Annotated in this window: 9 protein-coding genes; 7 read left to right on the top strand and 2 right to left on the bottom strand. The window is 64.3% G+C overall.

What is annotated here, in order from left to right:
* Positions 1–250 precede the first annotated feature (250 nt).
* The 4 genes from sdaAA to H6A15_RS00370 all read left to right on the top strand — a co-directional run bounded on the left by sdaAA (position 251) and on the right by H6A15_RS00370 (position 5,623).
* Positions 251–1,822 (top strand): L-serine ammonia-lyase, iron-sulfur-dependent, subunit alpha, encoded by a 1,572-nt coding sequence (gene sdaAA, locus H6A15_RS00385; RefSeq protein ID WP_204671168.1) that lies wholly within the window; start codon positions 251–253, stop codon positions 1,820–1,822.
* 412 nt (positions 1,823–2,234) lie between these two features.
* Positions 2,235–3,707 carry a L,D-transpeptidase family protein gene (locus tag H6A15_RS00380; protein ID WP_204671166.1) on the top strand — a complete coding sequence of 491 codons (1,473 nt, stop codon included), beginning with the start codon at positions 2,235–2,237 and terminating at the stop codon, positions 3,705–3,707.
* Between the two features lie 150 nt (positions 3,708–3,857).
* On the top strand, positions 3,858–4,574 hold the full coding sequence (locus H6A15_RS00375) for a response regulator (RefSeq protein ID WP_204671164.1): 717 nt from the start codon (positions 3,858–3,860) through the stop codon (positions 4,572–4,574).
* A gap of 2 nt (positions 4,575–4,576) precedes the next feature.
* Complete coding sequence (locus H6A15_RS00370) at positions 4,577–5,623, top strand: sensor histidine kinase (RefSeq protein WP_204671162.1); 1,047 nt, start codon at positions 4,577–4,579, stop codon at positions 5,621–5,623.
* A 14-nt stretch (positions 5,624–5,637) separates the two neighbouring features.
* On the opposite strand, the gene H6A15_RS00365 is transcribed toward H6A15_RS00370, so the two are convergent.
* Complete coding sequence (locus H6A15_RS00365) at positions 5,638–6,240, bottom strand: TetR/AcrR family transcriptional regulator (protein WP_204671160.1); 603 nt, start codon at positions 6,238–6,240, stop codon at positions 5,638–5,640.
* Positions 6,241–6,483: 243 nt separating this feature from the next.
* On the opposite strand from H6A15_RS00365, the gene H6A15_RS00360 reads away from it, so the two are divergent.
* The gene (locus tag H6A15_RS00360; RefSeq protein ID WP_204671158.1) at positions 6,484–7,950 is read left to right on the top strand and encodes a radical SAM protein; all 1,467 of its coding nucleotides are present in this window, start codon (positions 6,484–6,486) and stop codon (positions 7,948–7,950) included.
* Here the strand turns inward: H6A15_RS00360 and H6A15_RS00355 are convergent.
* Entirely contained in the window at positions 7,935–9,149 is a 1,215-nt protein-coding gene (locus H6A15_RS00355; RefSeq protein ID WP_204671156.1) for a LuxR C-terminal-related transcriptional regulator, read from the bottom strand. The two genes, H6A15_RS00360 and H6A15_RS00355, sit on opposite strands and share 16 nt — an antisense overlap.
* A 515-nt stretch (positions 9,150–9,664) precedes the next feature.
* Between H6A15_RS00355 and H6A15_RS00350 the strand changes: the two genes are divergently transcribed.
* Together H6A15_RS00350 and H6A15_RS00345 are read left to right on the top strand one after the other, a co-directional pair.
* The gene (locus H6A15_RS00350; protein ID WP_204671153.1) at positions 9,665–10,345 is read left to right on the top strand and encodes an ABC transporter ATP-binding protein; all 681 of its coding nucleotides are present in this window, start codon (positions 9,665–9,667) and stop codon (positions 10,343–10,345) included.
* A gap of 122 nt (positions 10,346–10,467) precedes the next feature.
* Positions 10,468–13,383, top strand: a complete 2,916-nt coding sequence (locus H6A15_RS00345) for an ABC transporter permease (RefSeq protein WP_204671151.1) — start codon at positions 10,468–10,470, stop codon at positions 13,381–13,383.
* The last annotated feature ends 43 nt before the right edge of the window (positions 13,384–13,426 follow it).

Genomic DNA, 13,426 nt, shown 5'->3' with positions numbered 1-13,426 from the left:
GCATCGATGCGTCTGCCCCATAACCAAGGCAGTCCAAGCGAACGATAGAGCGCCGGAACCGCAATGAAAAGGGCTGCCGCGATGAAACAACCCGCCGCGATGCACCATGCAAGCCGCCTGCGAGCGGACCCGCTGATCCTTCCCCGAGTGCCCATGCGCCGCCTCCCGACACGTGCCGATACGCTAGAGTATGGCATAGCCGGCAGCGACGCCAGGCGATGCAGGTCGAGAACTCCTGAAAGGTCCTTCCATGGCAACCATGTCTGCGTTTGAAATCCTTGGCCCCGTCATGGTGGGCCCGTCGAGCTCGCACACGGCGGGCGCCCTGCGCTGCGCGCGCGTGGCAGCCTCACTCATGGAGGGCGAGATCGAGCACGTCTCGTTCACGCTGCACAACAGCTTTGCCCATACCTACCACGGACACGGCACCGACCGTGCCCTCGTTGCAGGCGTCTTGGGCATGGACACCGACGACGAGCGCATCCGCGACGCCTTCCAGGTGGCACGCGACGCGGGACTTGACTATGCCTTTGAGCTTGCCGAAGACGACCCACGCGTCCACCCCAACACCGTCGACATCTTCATGCGCGACAATCGCGGAGACACCTGCACCGTCCGCGGGGAAAGCCTCGGCGGAGGACGCGTGCGCGTCAGCCGCATCAACGGCGTCGACGTCGATATCTCAGGCGAGTACGACACGCTCTTTGTCGCGCATCGCGACACGCCTGGCGTGCTCGCAAGCCTCACCCTCCTGCTCTCGCAACACGACATCAACATCGCCTTTATGCGCACATACCGCACCGAGCGCGGCGGAGACGCCTACACCGTATTCGAACTCGACGAGCTGCCGCCCTCCTGCGTTCTCGACGAGCTGCGCCACAATGCCAACATCGTCACCGCGACCTATGTCCAGGTACCCGGAGCCCAGCCCTCTTCCGCCTCCGCGCCAGACGAGCTGTTTGAGACCGCTTCCGAGCTCCTGTCGCTCTGTGGACGGCACGGCTTGAACATCGGCGCCCTCATGGCGGTACGCGAGGCGGCCCTTACCAGCGAAGACGAGGTGGTGCGCGCCATGACGCGCGTGCTTCAGGTCATGCGCGATGAGACCGAAGCCCCCATCAGCGAGCCTCGCCGCTCACTCGGCGGGCTTATCGGCGGAGAGGCTCGCGGCGTCGCCGAGCACCGGGATTCTTTCGGCAGCTCGCTCATGGGGACCGTGCAGACCGAGGCGGTCGCCCGCGCCATGGCCGTACTCGAGCGCTCCGCATCCATGGGAGTGATCGTCGCGGCCCCCACAGCCGGCTCGTCCGGCGTCGTCCCAGGATGCGTTCTCGCCTGCGCGCGTCATCTAGGCCTTGATGACGCGCAGACCATGGACGCGCTCTTCTGCGCGGCGGCGGTGGGCATGCTGCTCTCGACAAACGCCTGCGTCGCGGGTGCCGAAGGCGGATGCCAGGCAGAGGTGGGCAGCGCCGCGGCGATGGCCGCCGCCGCCCTCGTCCAGATGCTTGGCGGGTCGCCCGCCTGCGCCCTCGATGCCGCATCGATCGCCCTGGGCAACCTCCTGGGACTCGTTTGCGACCCTGTGGGCGGCCTGGTAGAGGTTCCCTGCCAGAACCGCAACGCCATCGGTGTCGCGTGCGCGTTTTCATCGGCCCAGCTTGCCCTTTCGGGCGTGAAGAGCCTTGTGCCATTTGATGAGATGGCCCAGGTCATGCTCGATGTGGGCCATGCCATGCCGTCCGCGCTTCGAGAGACCGCAAGGGGCGGGATCGCCGTCGCCCCCTCGGCCTGCTCGGCTTGCGGAGGCTGCAACAAGTAGCCATCCCGATGCGTCGTCGCAGGCGATGCGCCGCAGCCCGCTCCGCCGCTCCCTTCTTGTAAGCCGTCGAACCCCTGCCGCCTTCGAGGTGCGTCCGACGGCTTACCGTCCTGTGAAGAGACTGTCGCAAAGTTGTAGCAAACGCCCTACGTCATGGCCGCAGTTCGCGCAAGCGTCCGCTCGGACAGCTATAATCGCATAACCGAGCAACACCCTGTTCTAAGGACTCGACCTGACTATGAGCAGCAACCATACCAGCAGCCAAGGCGGCGTGACGCCCCCTCGCCCGGCGTATGCCTCAGGAAGGCACGCCGCGCCGTCGCATATGGCGCCCGCGCGCAAGGCCCCTGCCGCCGATAACGCCTCCGCATCGTCGCCTTCGCCTAAAAAGCCTGCGCGAACGGGCCGTCGCGTGGCAATCGCCCTGGGCGTCGCCGCCGGCATCGTGGTCGCAGCGTATGCGGCAGGCGTCGCCGCGTTCTCCATGCTGTACTATCCCGGCACCACCATCGCTGGAGTCGATGTTTCATTGAAGACCTCGCAAGACGCGGCGGACAGCCTCTCGCGCGAGACCTCCGGCTATCGGCTCACGGTGCAGGGCGATGGGTTCAGCTGGGAGTACGCCCCCACCGCCGATACGCCCGTCTATGACGCGCAGGCGGTATCCGATCGGGTGCTCTCCCAAAACGATCCCCTCCTGTGGCCCGTCCGCCTTGCCGAATCATTGGGCGGCAACTCGAGCGAAACGGCGCCCACCGGCTCCACCGAGGACCTCTCGTCAGAGGTCGACCGCAGCCTTTTCTCGTCAGACTTCGACGAGCAGGGCTTCCTTGACGCCATCGGAGGCGCCATCGACGCGTTCAACGAAGGGCGCAGCGGAGTCTTCGATGCCGCAGGCGCCTATGACGCCGAGACGGCATCGTTCAGCGCCGACCGTGCACGCGAAAACGAGAAGCTCAACCGAGACAACGTCTCCAAGCTCGCACTGCTTGCGCTCTCGCGCCTAGACGGAGAGGTCTCGCTTGAGGAGATCGGCAACGACGCCTACGAGCCGCTTGAAGGCGGCTACACCGATGACCAGCTCCAGGCAGCCTGCGATGCCGCCAACGAGCTTCTCGGCGTACATGTGACCTTCAAATTGGGAGACTCCGACGCCGGCACCATCGATGGCTCAACCGTTGCCCAGTGGATCGTCTTTGACGAAAACCTGACCCCCACCCTTGACCAGGCCGCCCTCACCAACTGGGCACAAGGACTGGCCCAGAGCTTCAACACGGTCGGGACCGAACGCACCTACACCCGCCCGGACGGCAAGCAGGTCACCATCGGTGGAGGCACCTTCGGCTGGCAGGTCGACACCGATGCGGTGGTTCAGGCGGTCCAAGACGCCGTCGCCAACCGCCAGACCGGAGAGATAGCGGTGCCGACGTCTTCGCAAGGCGACAAGTTTACGGGGGCGGGGCAGCCCGACTGGGGCGCCTTCGTAGACGTCGACATCACCGAGCAGTACGCCCGCTACTACGATGCCTCCGGAAACCTGGTCTGGGAGACCGGTGTCGTTACCGGCAAGCCCGACGGGGACAACGACACTCCTACCGGCGTCTACAAGGTCAACAACAAGGCCCGCAACATCACGCTTATTAGCCAGAACAAGGACCCCGAGACCGGAGAGCCGGAATACGAGAGCCCCGTCGATTACTGGATCGCCTTCAAGGGCAGCTCGTGGGGCTTCCACGATGCGAGCTGGCAGCCCACATGGGTCTACAGCGACCCCTCCGCCTATCGCAGCCGCGGCAGCCACGGGTGCATCAACACCCCCTATGACAAGGTGGCCCAGCTCTACGATCTGCTCCAGGTCGGGACCTGCGTCATCGTGCACTACTAGCGACGGACTCAGAAGGCCGGCGGGCGCCGCAGGAAAGCCAGCCCTTTCACGTGGCGGCTCGCACCAAACCCGCAAAAGCCCGATGTGTGAGACAATCCGAGGCGGGAGGCTGCAGCCGAGCAGCCTCCCGCCCGTCATTAAGGAGGCGCCGTGGCCACGCGGATACTACTGGTAGAGGACGACCCCGCCATCGTAGAGGCGCTCAGCGAGCTGCTCGCCGGCGAGGGATACGCCGTAGACCACGCGGCGACACAAGAGCGCGCCATCGAGCTCTCCTTAGGGAAGGGCGCCGCCCTGCCCGGCCATGCCGCGAGCACGGAGGCACCGTACCAGCTTGTACTTCTTGACGTCACGCTCGCCCAGGGCAACGGCTTTGCCGTATGCGCCGCCATCAAGCAGGCAACGCCCCAAGTCCCCGTCATTTTCCTTACCGCGTCGGACGACGAGTTCAATACCGTGACAGGCATACAAATGGGCGCGGACGACTACGTAGCCAAACCATTCCGTCCGCGCGAGCTGCTCGCACGCATCGCCGCCGCCATCCGCCGCTCGCAGCCGCAGCGACACATCATCTCCTTCGGACCGCTGCGCATCGACACCGATCGCGCCCGGGTTGAGCGCTCTGGTCAAGAACTTGCTCTCTCGGCCCTTGAGTATCGGCTGCTTTTGTTGTTTGCGACCAACCCGGGCAAGCTCGTCACGCGCGATCGCATCCGCGACGCACTTTGGGACGATGCCGGCACCTATATCGAAGAGAACACGCTGTCTGTATATATCAAGCGCCTGCGCGACAAGATTGAAGACGACCCGGCCCATCCCTCCCTCATCGCGACGGTGCGCGGCATGGGCTATCAGGCGCGAGGCTAGCCATGGGACGCAACCGCGGCTTTGACCGCGCCATAGGCGTATGGGTGCTCGCCACACTTGCCCTGCTCGCTACCGCCAGCCTCTTGGGCGACGCCGACGCACTGCCCTGGATAGCAGCGGCCTCGCTTGCTGCAGGCATCCCCTTCATCATCCATACCAGGAGACGCTACCGGCTCATCGCCCAGCTCTCGAACCGCGTCGACGCCGTGCTGCATGGCGAGCGAGCCATAGACCTCGAACACATGGACGAAGGCGAGCTCGCGGTGCTTACCAGCGAGCTTGACAAGATGGTCACCCGTCTAAACATTACCGCCGACGAGCTCGAACGCGAACGCCAAACCCTCGCAGACGCGCTTGCAGACATCTCGCATCAGCTGAAAACCCCGTTGACGTCGCTATCCATCTCCACCGAGCTGGTACGCAGGAGCCTGTCTGAAGAGGGCGGGCACGCCGCCCTCGTAGAGCGCCTGCGAAACATCGAGCGCCTGCAGCAGCGGGTAGAGCGGCTCGTCTCGACCCTCCTCAAGCTTGCGCGCATCGACGCGGGCGTGGTTCGGCTCACGGCCACGCCCGTAAACGTACGCCGCCTGGTCGACGACGCCTTTGAACCCCTTGCGATCGGCTTCGATATCGCCGACGTCGCCTTCGAGACCGCCATCGACGAGGACGCCTCGTTTACCGGCGATGCCGGCTGGACCGCCGAGGCGCTCTCGAACATCCTCAAGAACTGCATGGAGCACACGCCGGCAGGAGGAAGGGTCGCGCTCCGTGCCTATGAAGACACCATCGCGTGCCGCATCGTCGTGGAAGACACCGGAGGCGGCATCGCGCCCCAAGACCTTCCCCATGTTTTCGAGAGGTTTTATCGAGGGTCCTCGCACTCCCCGCAGGACGAGGTCAACCCAGCGGGCGTGGGCATCGGGCTTTCCCTTGCCCGCAGCCTCATCACGGCGCAAGGGGGGACGCTTACCGCCGAGAACATCTGCGACGACGCCGGCCGCACCACGGGCGCGCGTTTCGCCATCACGTTTTTCAAAACCAACGTCTAGCGTCGGCTATTTGCCTACAGGCTGCCCTCAAATCCGGCGGCACCATGCTCCACCAGTATGCCGACCATGGACACCATCTCTTCGATCGGCATCGACCGGTCGGAAAGCAGCCATGACCGATATGCCGCGATAAGCCCTCCCAGCACATATGAGGTGCAGCACTCCACATATGCATCCGGCACGTCTCTGGCAAGCAGCCGGCGTTCGATGATGCCGCGCGCGAACGGCTCGCGCATATGCTCGAGCAGCTTGTCGGTAGGCACGCTCTCAAAGTAGCGGCGGCTCACCGCGATGTCCCGGCAGACGACCTCGTTTACGCGGGAAAAGAACATGCTGAATCGCTCGTCATCGCCCCCATCGGCCGCAGACCGAGCCTCCTCGACCGCATCGAGCACATAGCCCACCGCCTCGGCGGCTATGGCGTCGATAAGGCCATCGATCGAGCCGTAATGCTGATAGAAGGTCTTTCGGTCCACGTCCGCCTCTCGAGCGATGGCGCTCACCGTAATCTCTTCGAGCGGACGCTCGAGCAGCAGCCGTTCGAACGCCTGGACAATGGCCCTTTTGCTCCGAACGACCCGGCGATCCTGCCGCTCACATATCTCATCCCTGTACATACGCCCCTCCTGCCTGCCGCAAGGACTCCATTCTACTCACATCGCACCCATGTGTGGGTTACCCCGCATACACCCATCATTCGTTGAATAGTCATATATCGAATTCTACATGTGTTGATTAATCATCTTATGGGTACTATCTCGGGATATGACAGCAACCACATCGGCAAGCGACGCCTTCAGAAGCTCCGGAGGCGTCCGCCGCCAAAGGTCCGGTTGCACGAAGAAGGGAGACAGGCAAAGATGGCCATCACGCAGGCTGCCGAGCGCGCCGCGCTCAATAAACTCATCGACTATCTCGATGAAAAACCCGAGGAACGCATTCCCCAGGTCATGGACCTCATCGATAAGATCGTGCCCGCCTCGGTCTTTCCCGAGCAGCGCTCCGCCTTCCGAGACGCCATCGATAGGCGCAGCAACTGGTACGAACTCATCATGAAGGTCTTCGACCTGAACCCCCAGATGCGCTCACGCCTCCTCAAGACCCTTATCGTGGACGCTAACCTGCTCGCATGGCCCCAGCAGCAAAAGGCTCGCGAGCGCGAGCAATGCAATATACCCTGGGCAATCCTGCTCGACCCCACCAGCGCCTGCAACCTGCGCTGCACCGGCTGCTGGGCAGCCGAGTACGGGCATGCGCTGAATCTCAGCTATGAGGACATCTGCTCGATTATCGAGCAGGGACGCAAGCTCGGCTGCCATATCTACATCTACACCGGCGGCGAGCCTCTGGTGCGAAAGGCGGACCTCATACATATCTGCGAAAACTATCCCGACTGCGCCTTCCTCTGCTTCACCAACGCGACCCTCATCGACGATGCCTTTTGCCAAGACATGGTGCGCGTCGCGAACTTCGTTCCCGCGATCTCTGCCGAGGGGACCGAGGCGACCACAGACGCCCGACGCGGCAAGGGGACCTATGCCAAGATCATGCACGCCATGGAGCTGCTGCGCGCCTACAAGCTCCCCTTCGGCATCTCGGCATGCTGGACCAAAGCCAATGCAGACGCCATCGCCAGCGAAGCGTATTTCGATTGGATGATCGACCAGGGCGCACTGTTCTGCTGGTTCTTCCACTACATGCCGGTGGGCAAGGGCTCCCCCGCCTCGCTCATGCCAACGGTCGAGCAGCGCGAGCACATGTACCGCTTCGTACGTGAGATGCGCTCGAAAAAGCCGCTCTTTACCATGGACTTTCAAAATGACGGCGAGTTTGTGGGTGGGTGCATCGCCGGAGGCAGGAGGTACCTGCACATCAACGCCGCAGGAGACGTCGAGCCCTGCGTGTTCATCCACTACTCAAACGTGAACATCCATGACGTAAGCCTGCTCGAAGCGCTGAAAAGCCCGCTCTTCACGGCGTACTATGAAGGCCAGCCGTTCAACGAGAACCACCTTCAGCCATGCCCCATGCTTGAGAACCCCGAGATCTTAGGCAACTTGGTCCGCAAGACCGGGGCCCACGGCACCGACCTCGTGGAGCCCGAGAGCCCCGAGGAGCTTCGCGCCAAGACCGAGGGGCGAGCCGCCGAATGGAGGCCTGTAGCCGAGCGTCTCTGGCAGGACGAGTCGGACGAGTTGTATCGGAAGCGCCATGACCCCTATCAGGGAATGGATTCAGTCGAGATCGAGAAGTTCGAACGTCTGGGACGTGACGTGGCGGCAGAAAAGGAGGCGACCTTCACGAGGCGTCATCAGGTAAGCAAGTAACGCGCAAGATCCTGGCGGCGCCTGACGTGGAGCTTGGACATCGCCGAGGAGACGAAGGTCTTTACCGTGTTGGGAGACACTCCCAAATGGTCGGCAATCTGGGCGTTCGTCCACCCCCGCGCCGCCAGCATCGAGGCGGCGAACTCGGTCGTGGTGAGGTTGTCCGCCACGTCGTCGCCGGTGGCCGGGTTGTGAACGCGCCTCCAACCGGCCGAGAACCGGTAGGTGATGTCGATGATGCGGCGGAAGTCGTCGGGCCATGCGGGCTTGATCGCGGCCTCGAGCATGCCGCCGAGGAGCCCGTGGTGCTCGCCCAGCGGCTCGATGAGCCCGTCGGGGCGGGCGAGCTCCCACGCCGCCAGCAGGTGGGCGCGCGCCTCGTCCGCGCGGCGCCGCGCCATGAGGTCCATGACGGCGACGAGGTGCAGGTAGATGGCGGGGATGGGATAGGTCTTGTCCATACCCAGCAAAGCCGTCTCGGCGATTCCCAGGCTAAGCGAATGCTCGCCCGCAAGATACATGGCATGTGCTTGGACATAGAATGCAAAGGCACGAAGGCCCGCCGGGAGAAGCGGAATGACCTTACCGGCATCTTGCGCAAGCCTCGGGGCGGGCAGATGCAGCAAGACGCTCGCCGTCTGGGCTATGAAGCCCTCTGCCGCCCGCAACCGAGGCTCGCCCTCAGAAGCGCGCAACACGGCGCCACGAGCACCCTCGAGGGCATCGATGGCACGGTCGATGCGCCCCAAAGGCAGGTTCGCATACGCGCAGATAAGGCATGCCGAAAGCCTCGAACCCAGGCTTCCGCTTTCAAGATATGGCTCGGCAAGCTCGACTGCTCGAGCGGCGTCCCCCGTGAAGTAGGCATGCTCGGCACAGGCTATATCGCGGCGCGGGCCCGCCTCGAACGACTGCGCCGTCTCGAGGGCGAAGCCGGGCTCAAATGCGGTGTTCATGAGCGGCATGAGATTCGTCATCGTCGATGCCCCGCGCAGCGAGACCTCGCGTTGCAGACGCCCGCGATCATCGTCTGCGTCTCTGCGGCGCATATCAGACGGCTTACGAGCGTTCTCGGGTATATGCCAGGTTCCAGAGACCTTTTCTGCCCCCTCGATGCGTCCCTGCGAGCAGTATCCCTGCACGACGCGTTCGGTGACGCCCCACAGCCGCGCAGCCTCTCCTACCGAGACGTACTCCATGCGCCACCTCGCATTTCGACCTCAATAGTTCAGACGGCAATCCCCTGCCCAGCATGCTGGCACCGCTGACGCACGCGATGCCGTGGCACATGACCCGGGCACAAGCCCCCGTTCCCCGACACATGCGACAGCGCCGCCCTGAAGCGACGCCGCCCATCAGCATGGTAACATTCTTCGCCTAACCGAAAACTACGATGACACCTCAGGCGAGCACTCGATTCCGTAGCGCGCAAGAAGATCGACTCGATTGTTCAAGAGATATTCACGCATAAATGGAATCGAGAAGCGAACATAGCCCCTGGCGGTCGGCTCGATCCCCCGGCTGACATCCTCGTCGACGATTAGGTCAGAACCGTCGTCGCGCACCTGTGCAGCGCGCCACACATGGTATCCAACCAGCTGAATGAGATAGGCATAACCAGCTCTCTTACGGAACTGTCACGCATGGGTCACGCACCAGCAAGGGTCCTCATCCAGTATGGTAGGTGGCATACCCCACAACGAGAGGACCTTTCATGAACATCCTTTCCGTAGAGCACCTCACCCGCGTCTATGGCTCAGGCGAGACCGCCGTGCGCGCCCTCGACGACGTCTCCTTCACCGTCGAGGCGGGCGAGTTCATCGCTATCATCGGCAGCTCTGGCTCGGGTAAGTCCACGCTCCTGCACCTCATGGGCGGGGTCGACAGGCCGACATCGGGCACCGTCAAGCTGCAGGGTCAGGACATCTTCGAGAGGACCGACGAGCAGCTGGCGGTGTTTCGCCGCCGCGAGGTCGGGCTCGTCTATCAGTTCTACAACCTCATCCCGGTGCTCGATGTAGTGGAAAACATGACGCTGCCCGTGCAGATGGACGGTCGCGAGGTCAACCAGAAGCGACTCGCCATGCTCCTGGGAGCGCTCGGACTAGTTGGGCGCGAGCACTATCTGCCCAACCAGCTCTCTGGAGGCCAGCAGCAGCGCGTCGCCATCGGACGTGCGCTCATGAACGCGCCCGCCGTGGTGCTTGCCGACGAGCCCACCGGCAACCTGGACTCCAAAAACTCAGCCGAGATCATGCAGCTCCTGCGCGACTCGAACCGCCAGCTCAAGCAAACCCTCATCGTCATCACCCACGATGAGGACATCGCCCTCATGGCAGATCGCGTGATCGCCATCGAGGACGGCAGGCTCGTCCGCGACGAGCGGCGCCGCTGACGCCGGCGCGCCCATGCCGCGGCCCGCGAACGGCCGAGGCGGCATGGGCAGAAACGGCACTGTCCCCAAGTGGATGAAACGAACCCGTCCCCAAATGGCTACCCCACCAGAAAGGCTCGGCCATGAACATCTTTTCTCGCTTCGCGCTGCGCTCGCTCGCGCGAAACCGCACCAGAACCGTCGTCTCGATCTTTGGCATCGCACTCTCCTGCGCGCTCATCTGCGCCGTGCTCACGAGCGTGGTGAGCATGAACACCATGCTCTTTGAGCGCACCGCGGCCGACGAGGGCACCTGGCAGATGGAAGCCGCCGGCCTGACGCAGGACGGCTGGAACAAGATCGCCTCCGACGAGCGCGTCGAGAACCACACCGAGGTCGTTGAGCTCGGCGCCGTGGAGATGGGCGAGGACAACGCGGCCGACTACGGCAGCTGGCTCTTTATCAAGACCATGCCCCAAAACCCCGCGGGGACGAAGCTCATCACGACGCCCGAGATCACCTCGGGCCGCGCACCCGATGCCCCGGGCGAGATCCTGCTCCCCCACTACCTGGAAGGCGTCGAGCTTGCTCCCTGCGGCCTTTCCAGCACGGGCACGCTTGAGCTCGGCAGCGCCGTCTCGTTCCAGCTGGGCGAGCGCACCCTGCAGTTTCTGGGTGAGGCCGGGTCCGGCTACGGCGTCGACAACGCCGGCCCCATCGTCGGCACCTCGGTTGCGGGCACATATTTCAACGCGGACGACGTCATCGAGGGCTACGAACCCAACTTGGGCACCATCGACGGCACCGTCGTGGGCTTCTACCGTGCCTACGGGTTCTCGAGCACCCGCGCCTTCTCCGGCAACGGCGCCTACGTCTATCCCGAGCAGGACGCCGTCGAGCAGGCGCTCGCCGACGGCTCCGAGGCGACCTGCGTCTTCTCACTCGTCACCATGAAGAACCCCCAGGACGCGACAGCCTTCGCCACCGAACTCGCCGAGGCGAACGACGCCACCGAGGGAACCGTGACGCACAATTCGCTGCTGCGCTGGCAGGGCGTGACCGGCGACGCCGACATCTGGAACACCCTCTACATGATTGCCGCCGTCCTCGCCGTGGTCATCGTGGTCGCCGGCGTGTCGCTCGTCTACAACTCCTTCGCCATCTCGGTCGCCGAGCGCACCCGCATGTTCGGTCTGCTCTCCTCCCTTGGCGCGAGCAAGCGGCAGCTGCGCCGCTCTGTGCTCACCGAGGCGCTCCTTTTGGCCGTGGTGGGCATCCCCGTAGGGCTGGCGCTGGGACTTCTGGGTTGCATGATCGTCTTCCACTTCACGGGTGCGGGCCTGGCGAGCATGTTCGACGTGGACACCTACGGCCTCACGGTACGCGTGGTGGTGAGCCCGACGGCACTCGCCCTCTCGGCCGCGCTCGCCCTCGTGACCGTGCTCGTGAGCGCCTGGGTGCCCGCCATCCGCGCGAGCCGCGTCTCTGCCGTGGACGCCATTCGCCAGACGAAGGACGTCCGCCTCACCCGGCATACCCGTCGCCAGCTCGCCCGCGCAAACCGCCGCAGCAAACATGCCGGCGGATCCGTCGATACCCGCTTCCGCGGCATTGCCGCGCGGCTCTTCGGCATTCCCGGCTTCATCGCCCACCGCAACCTCTCCCGCGCCACCTCCAAGGGACGGGTGACCGTGGCCGCGCTGGCCGTCTCGGTGGCCCTGCTCATCGTGGCGGGCATCATCGGCAACACGCTCGGCTACGCAAGCGGCACCGCGCTCAACACCATGGACGAGGTCGACCTGGCCGTGATGGTGGACGCCACGAGCGCCGAGGCCAGCGACGGCACCCTGGTGCGCGAGGACGGCGTCGTGGACGCGGCGGCCTTCCAGACCGCGCTGGCCGCGCTCTACGAAGACGCGCGGGATATCGAGGGGGCCACACCGCTCGGGTACCACACGAGCTACATCGCCGACGTCATCGTGCCCGCCTCTCTGGTCTCCAACACCTCGAGCCAGTTCTTTGGCACCATGCTCGCCGACGGCAGCTGGTCGGGACCTGCCTACGTCGACTTCGTGGACGATGCCACCTGGCGGTCCTACATCGAGGAGCTGGGGCTCTCGGTACAGGAGTTCTGCGACCCTGCGGCCCCGCGCGCCGTCGCACTCAACCAATACGACTACAGCGACGGCAACACCTATGGCTCCTACAATCCACTCAAGGGCACCGGCGACATCCAGACGTTCTCGTATGTGAGGGTCGAGGGCATGTATGGCGGCGGCATCGTCTCGGATGAGGCGGGCGAGCCCCGCGTGTGGTACAACGCGCCCGACGGCTCCGAGGAGTTTGTGCCCCTCTCCGAAGGCATCACCGACATCGACGCCATCACGGTGGGGGCACTTGCCGAGCACGGCCCCACGGGTGTCACCACTCACACGAACACCTTGACCCTCATGCTGCCCGCCTCCGCCATCGGGCTTGCCCACAACATGGGCATCGGAACGGCGGGGATCTCGTTTGGCACGAGCGGTTCGGGCGAGGTGGCCGCGAAGGCGCAAGAGGCGTTCAGCCAGATCGCCGAGGCACATCCCGAGCTCGATTGCGCCTACAACAACGCCGCCCAAGCGAAGGCGCAGACCCGCATGATGTCCGACACCATCCAGACCTTCATCTACTGCTTCACCGCCATCACGGGCCTCATCGCGGTCGCAAACGTGTTCAACACGCTCACCAACTCGCTCATCCTACGCCGTCGCGAGTTCGCGGTGCTCAAATCCATCGGCATGGGCGACCGGGCGTTTCGCCGCATGATCGCCTACGAGTGTGCGAGCTACGCCCTGCGCGGCTTCGCGATCGGCTTTGTGCTCTCGTGCGTGGTTGCCGTCCTCATGGGCAACGCCATGCAGCAGTCGTTTAGCACCTTCACGACCTCCCTGCCATGGCCGCAGGTGGGCATCTCCGCCGGCGTGGTGCTCGCGGTCATCCTAGTGAGCGTCGCCTACGCGCTTCATCGCTGCCGCGTCGCAAGCGTGGTCGAGGCATTGCGCGAAGACGCCATCTAGGGGCGGGCGACGTCCCGTTCGCTATGGTTCATCGCGGACAGGA

The organism is Enorma phocaeensis (genome assembly GCF_016901575.1).
GTDB lineage: Bacteria > Actinomycetota > Coriobacteriia > Coriobacteriales > Coriobacteriaceae > Limicola > Limicola phocaeensis_A.
This window is presented reverse-complemented; position numbering and strand designations above follow the sequence as displayed.

Bases quoted from the DNA above. Each gene is read 5' to 3' on its own strand.
- sdaAA (WP_204671168.1), top strand. From the start codon at position 251: ATGGCAACCATGTCTGCGTTTGAAATCCTTGGCCCCGTCATGGTGGGC.
- H6A15_RS00370 (WP_204671162.1), top strand. From the start codon at position 4,577: ATGGGACGCAACCGCGGCTTTGACCGCGCCATAGGCGTATGGGTGCTC.
- H6A15_RS00365 (WP_204671160.1), bottom strand. From the start codon at position 6,240: ATGTACAGGGATGAGATATGTGAGCGGCAGGATCGCCGGGTCGTTCGG.
- H6A15_RS00360 (WP_204671158.1), top strand. From the start codon at position 6,484: ATGGCCATCACGCAGGCTGCCGAGCGCGCCGCGCTCAATAAACTCATC.
- H6A15_RS00355 (WP_204671156.1), bottom strand. From the start codon at position 9,149: ATGGAGTACGTCTCGGTAGGAGAGGCTGCGCGGCTGTGGGGCGTCACC.
- H6A15_RS00350 (WP_204671153.1), top strand. From the start codon at position 9,665: ATGAACATCCTTTCCGTAGAGCACCTCACCCGCGTCTATGGCTCAGGC.
- H6A15_RS00345 (WP_204671151.1), top strand. From the start codon at position 10,468: ATGAACATCTTTTCTCGCTTCGCGCTGCGCTCGCTCGCGCGAAACCGC.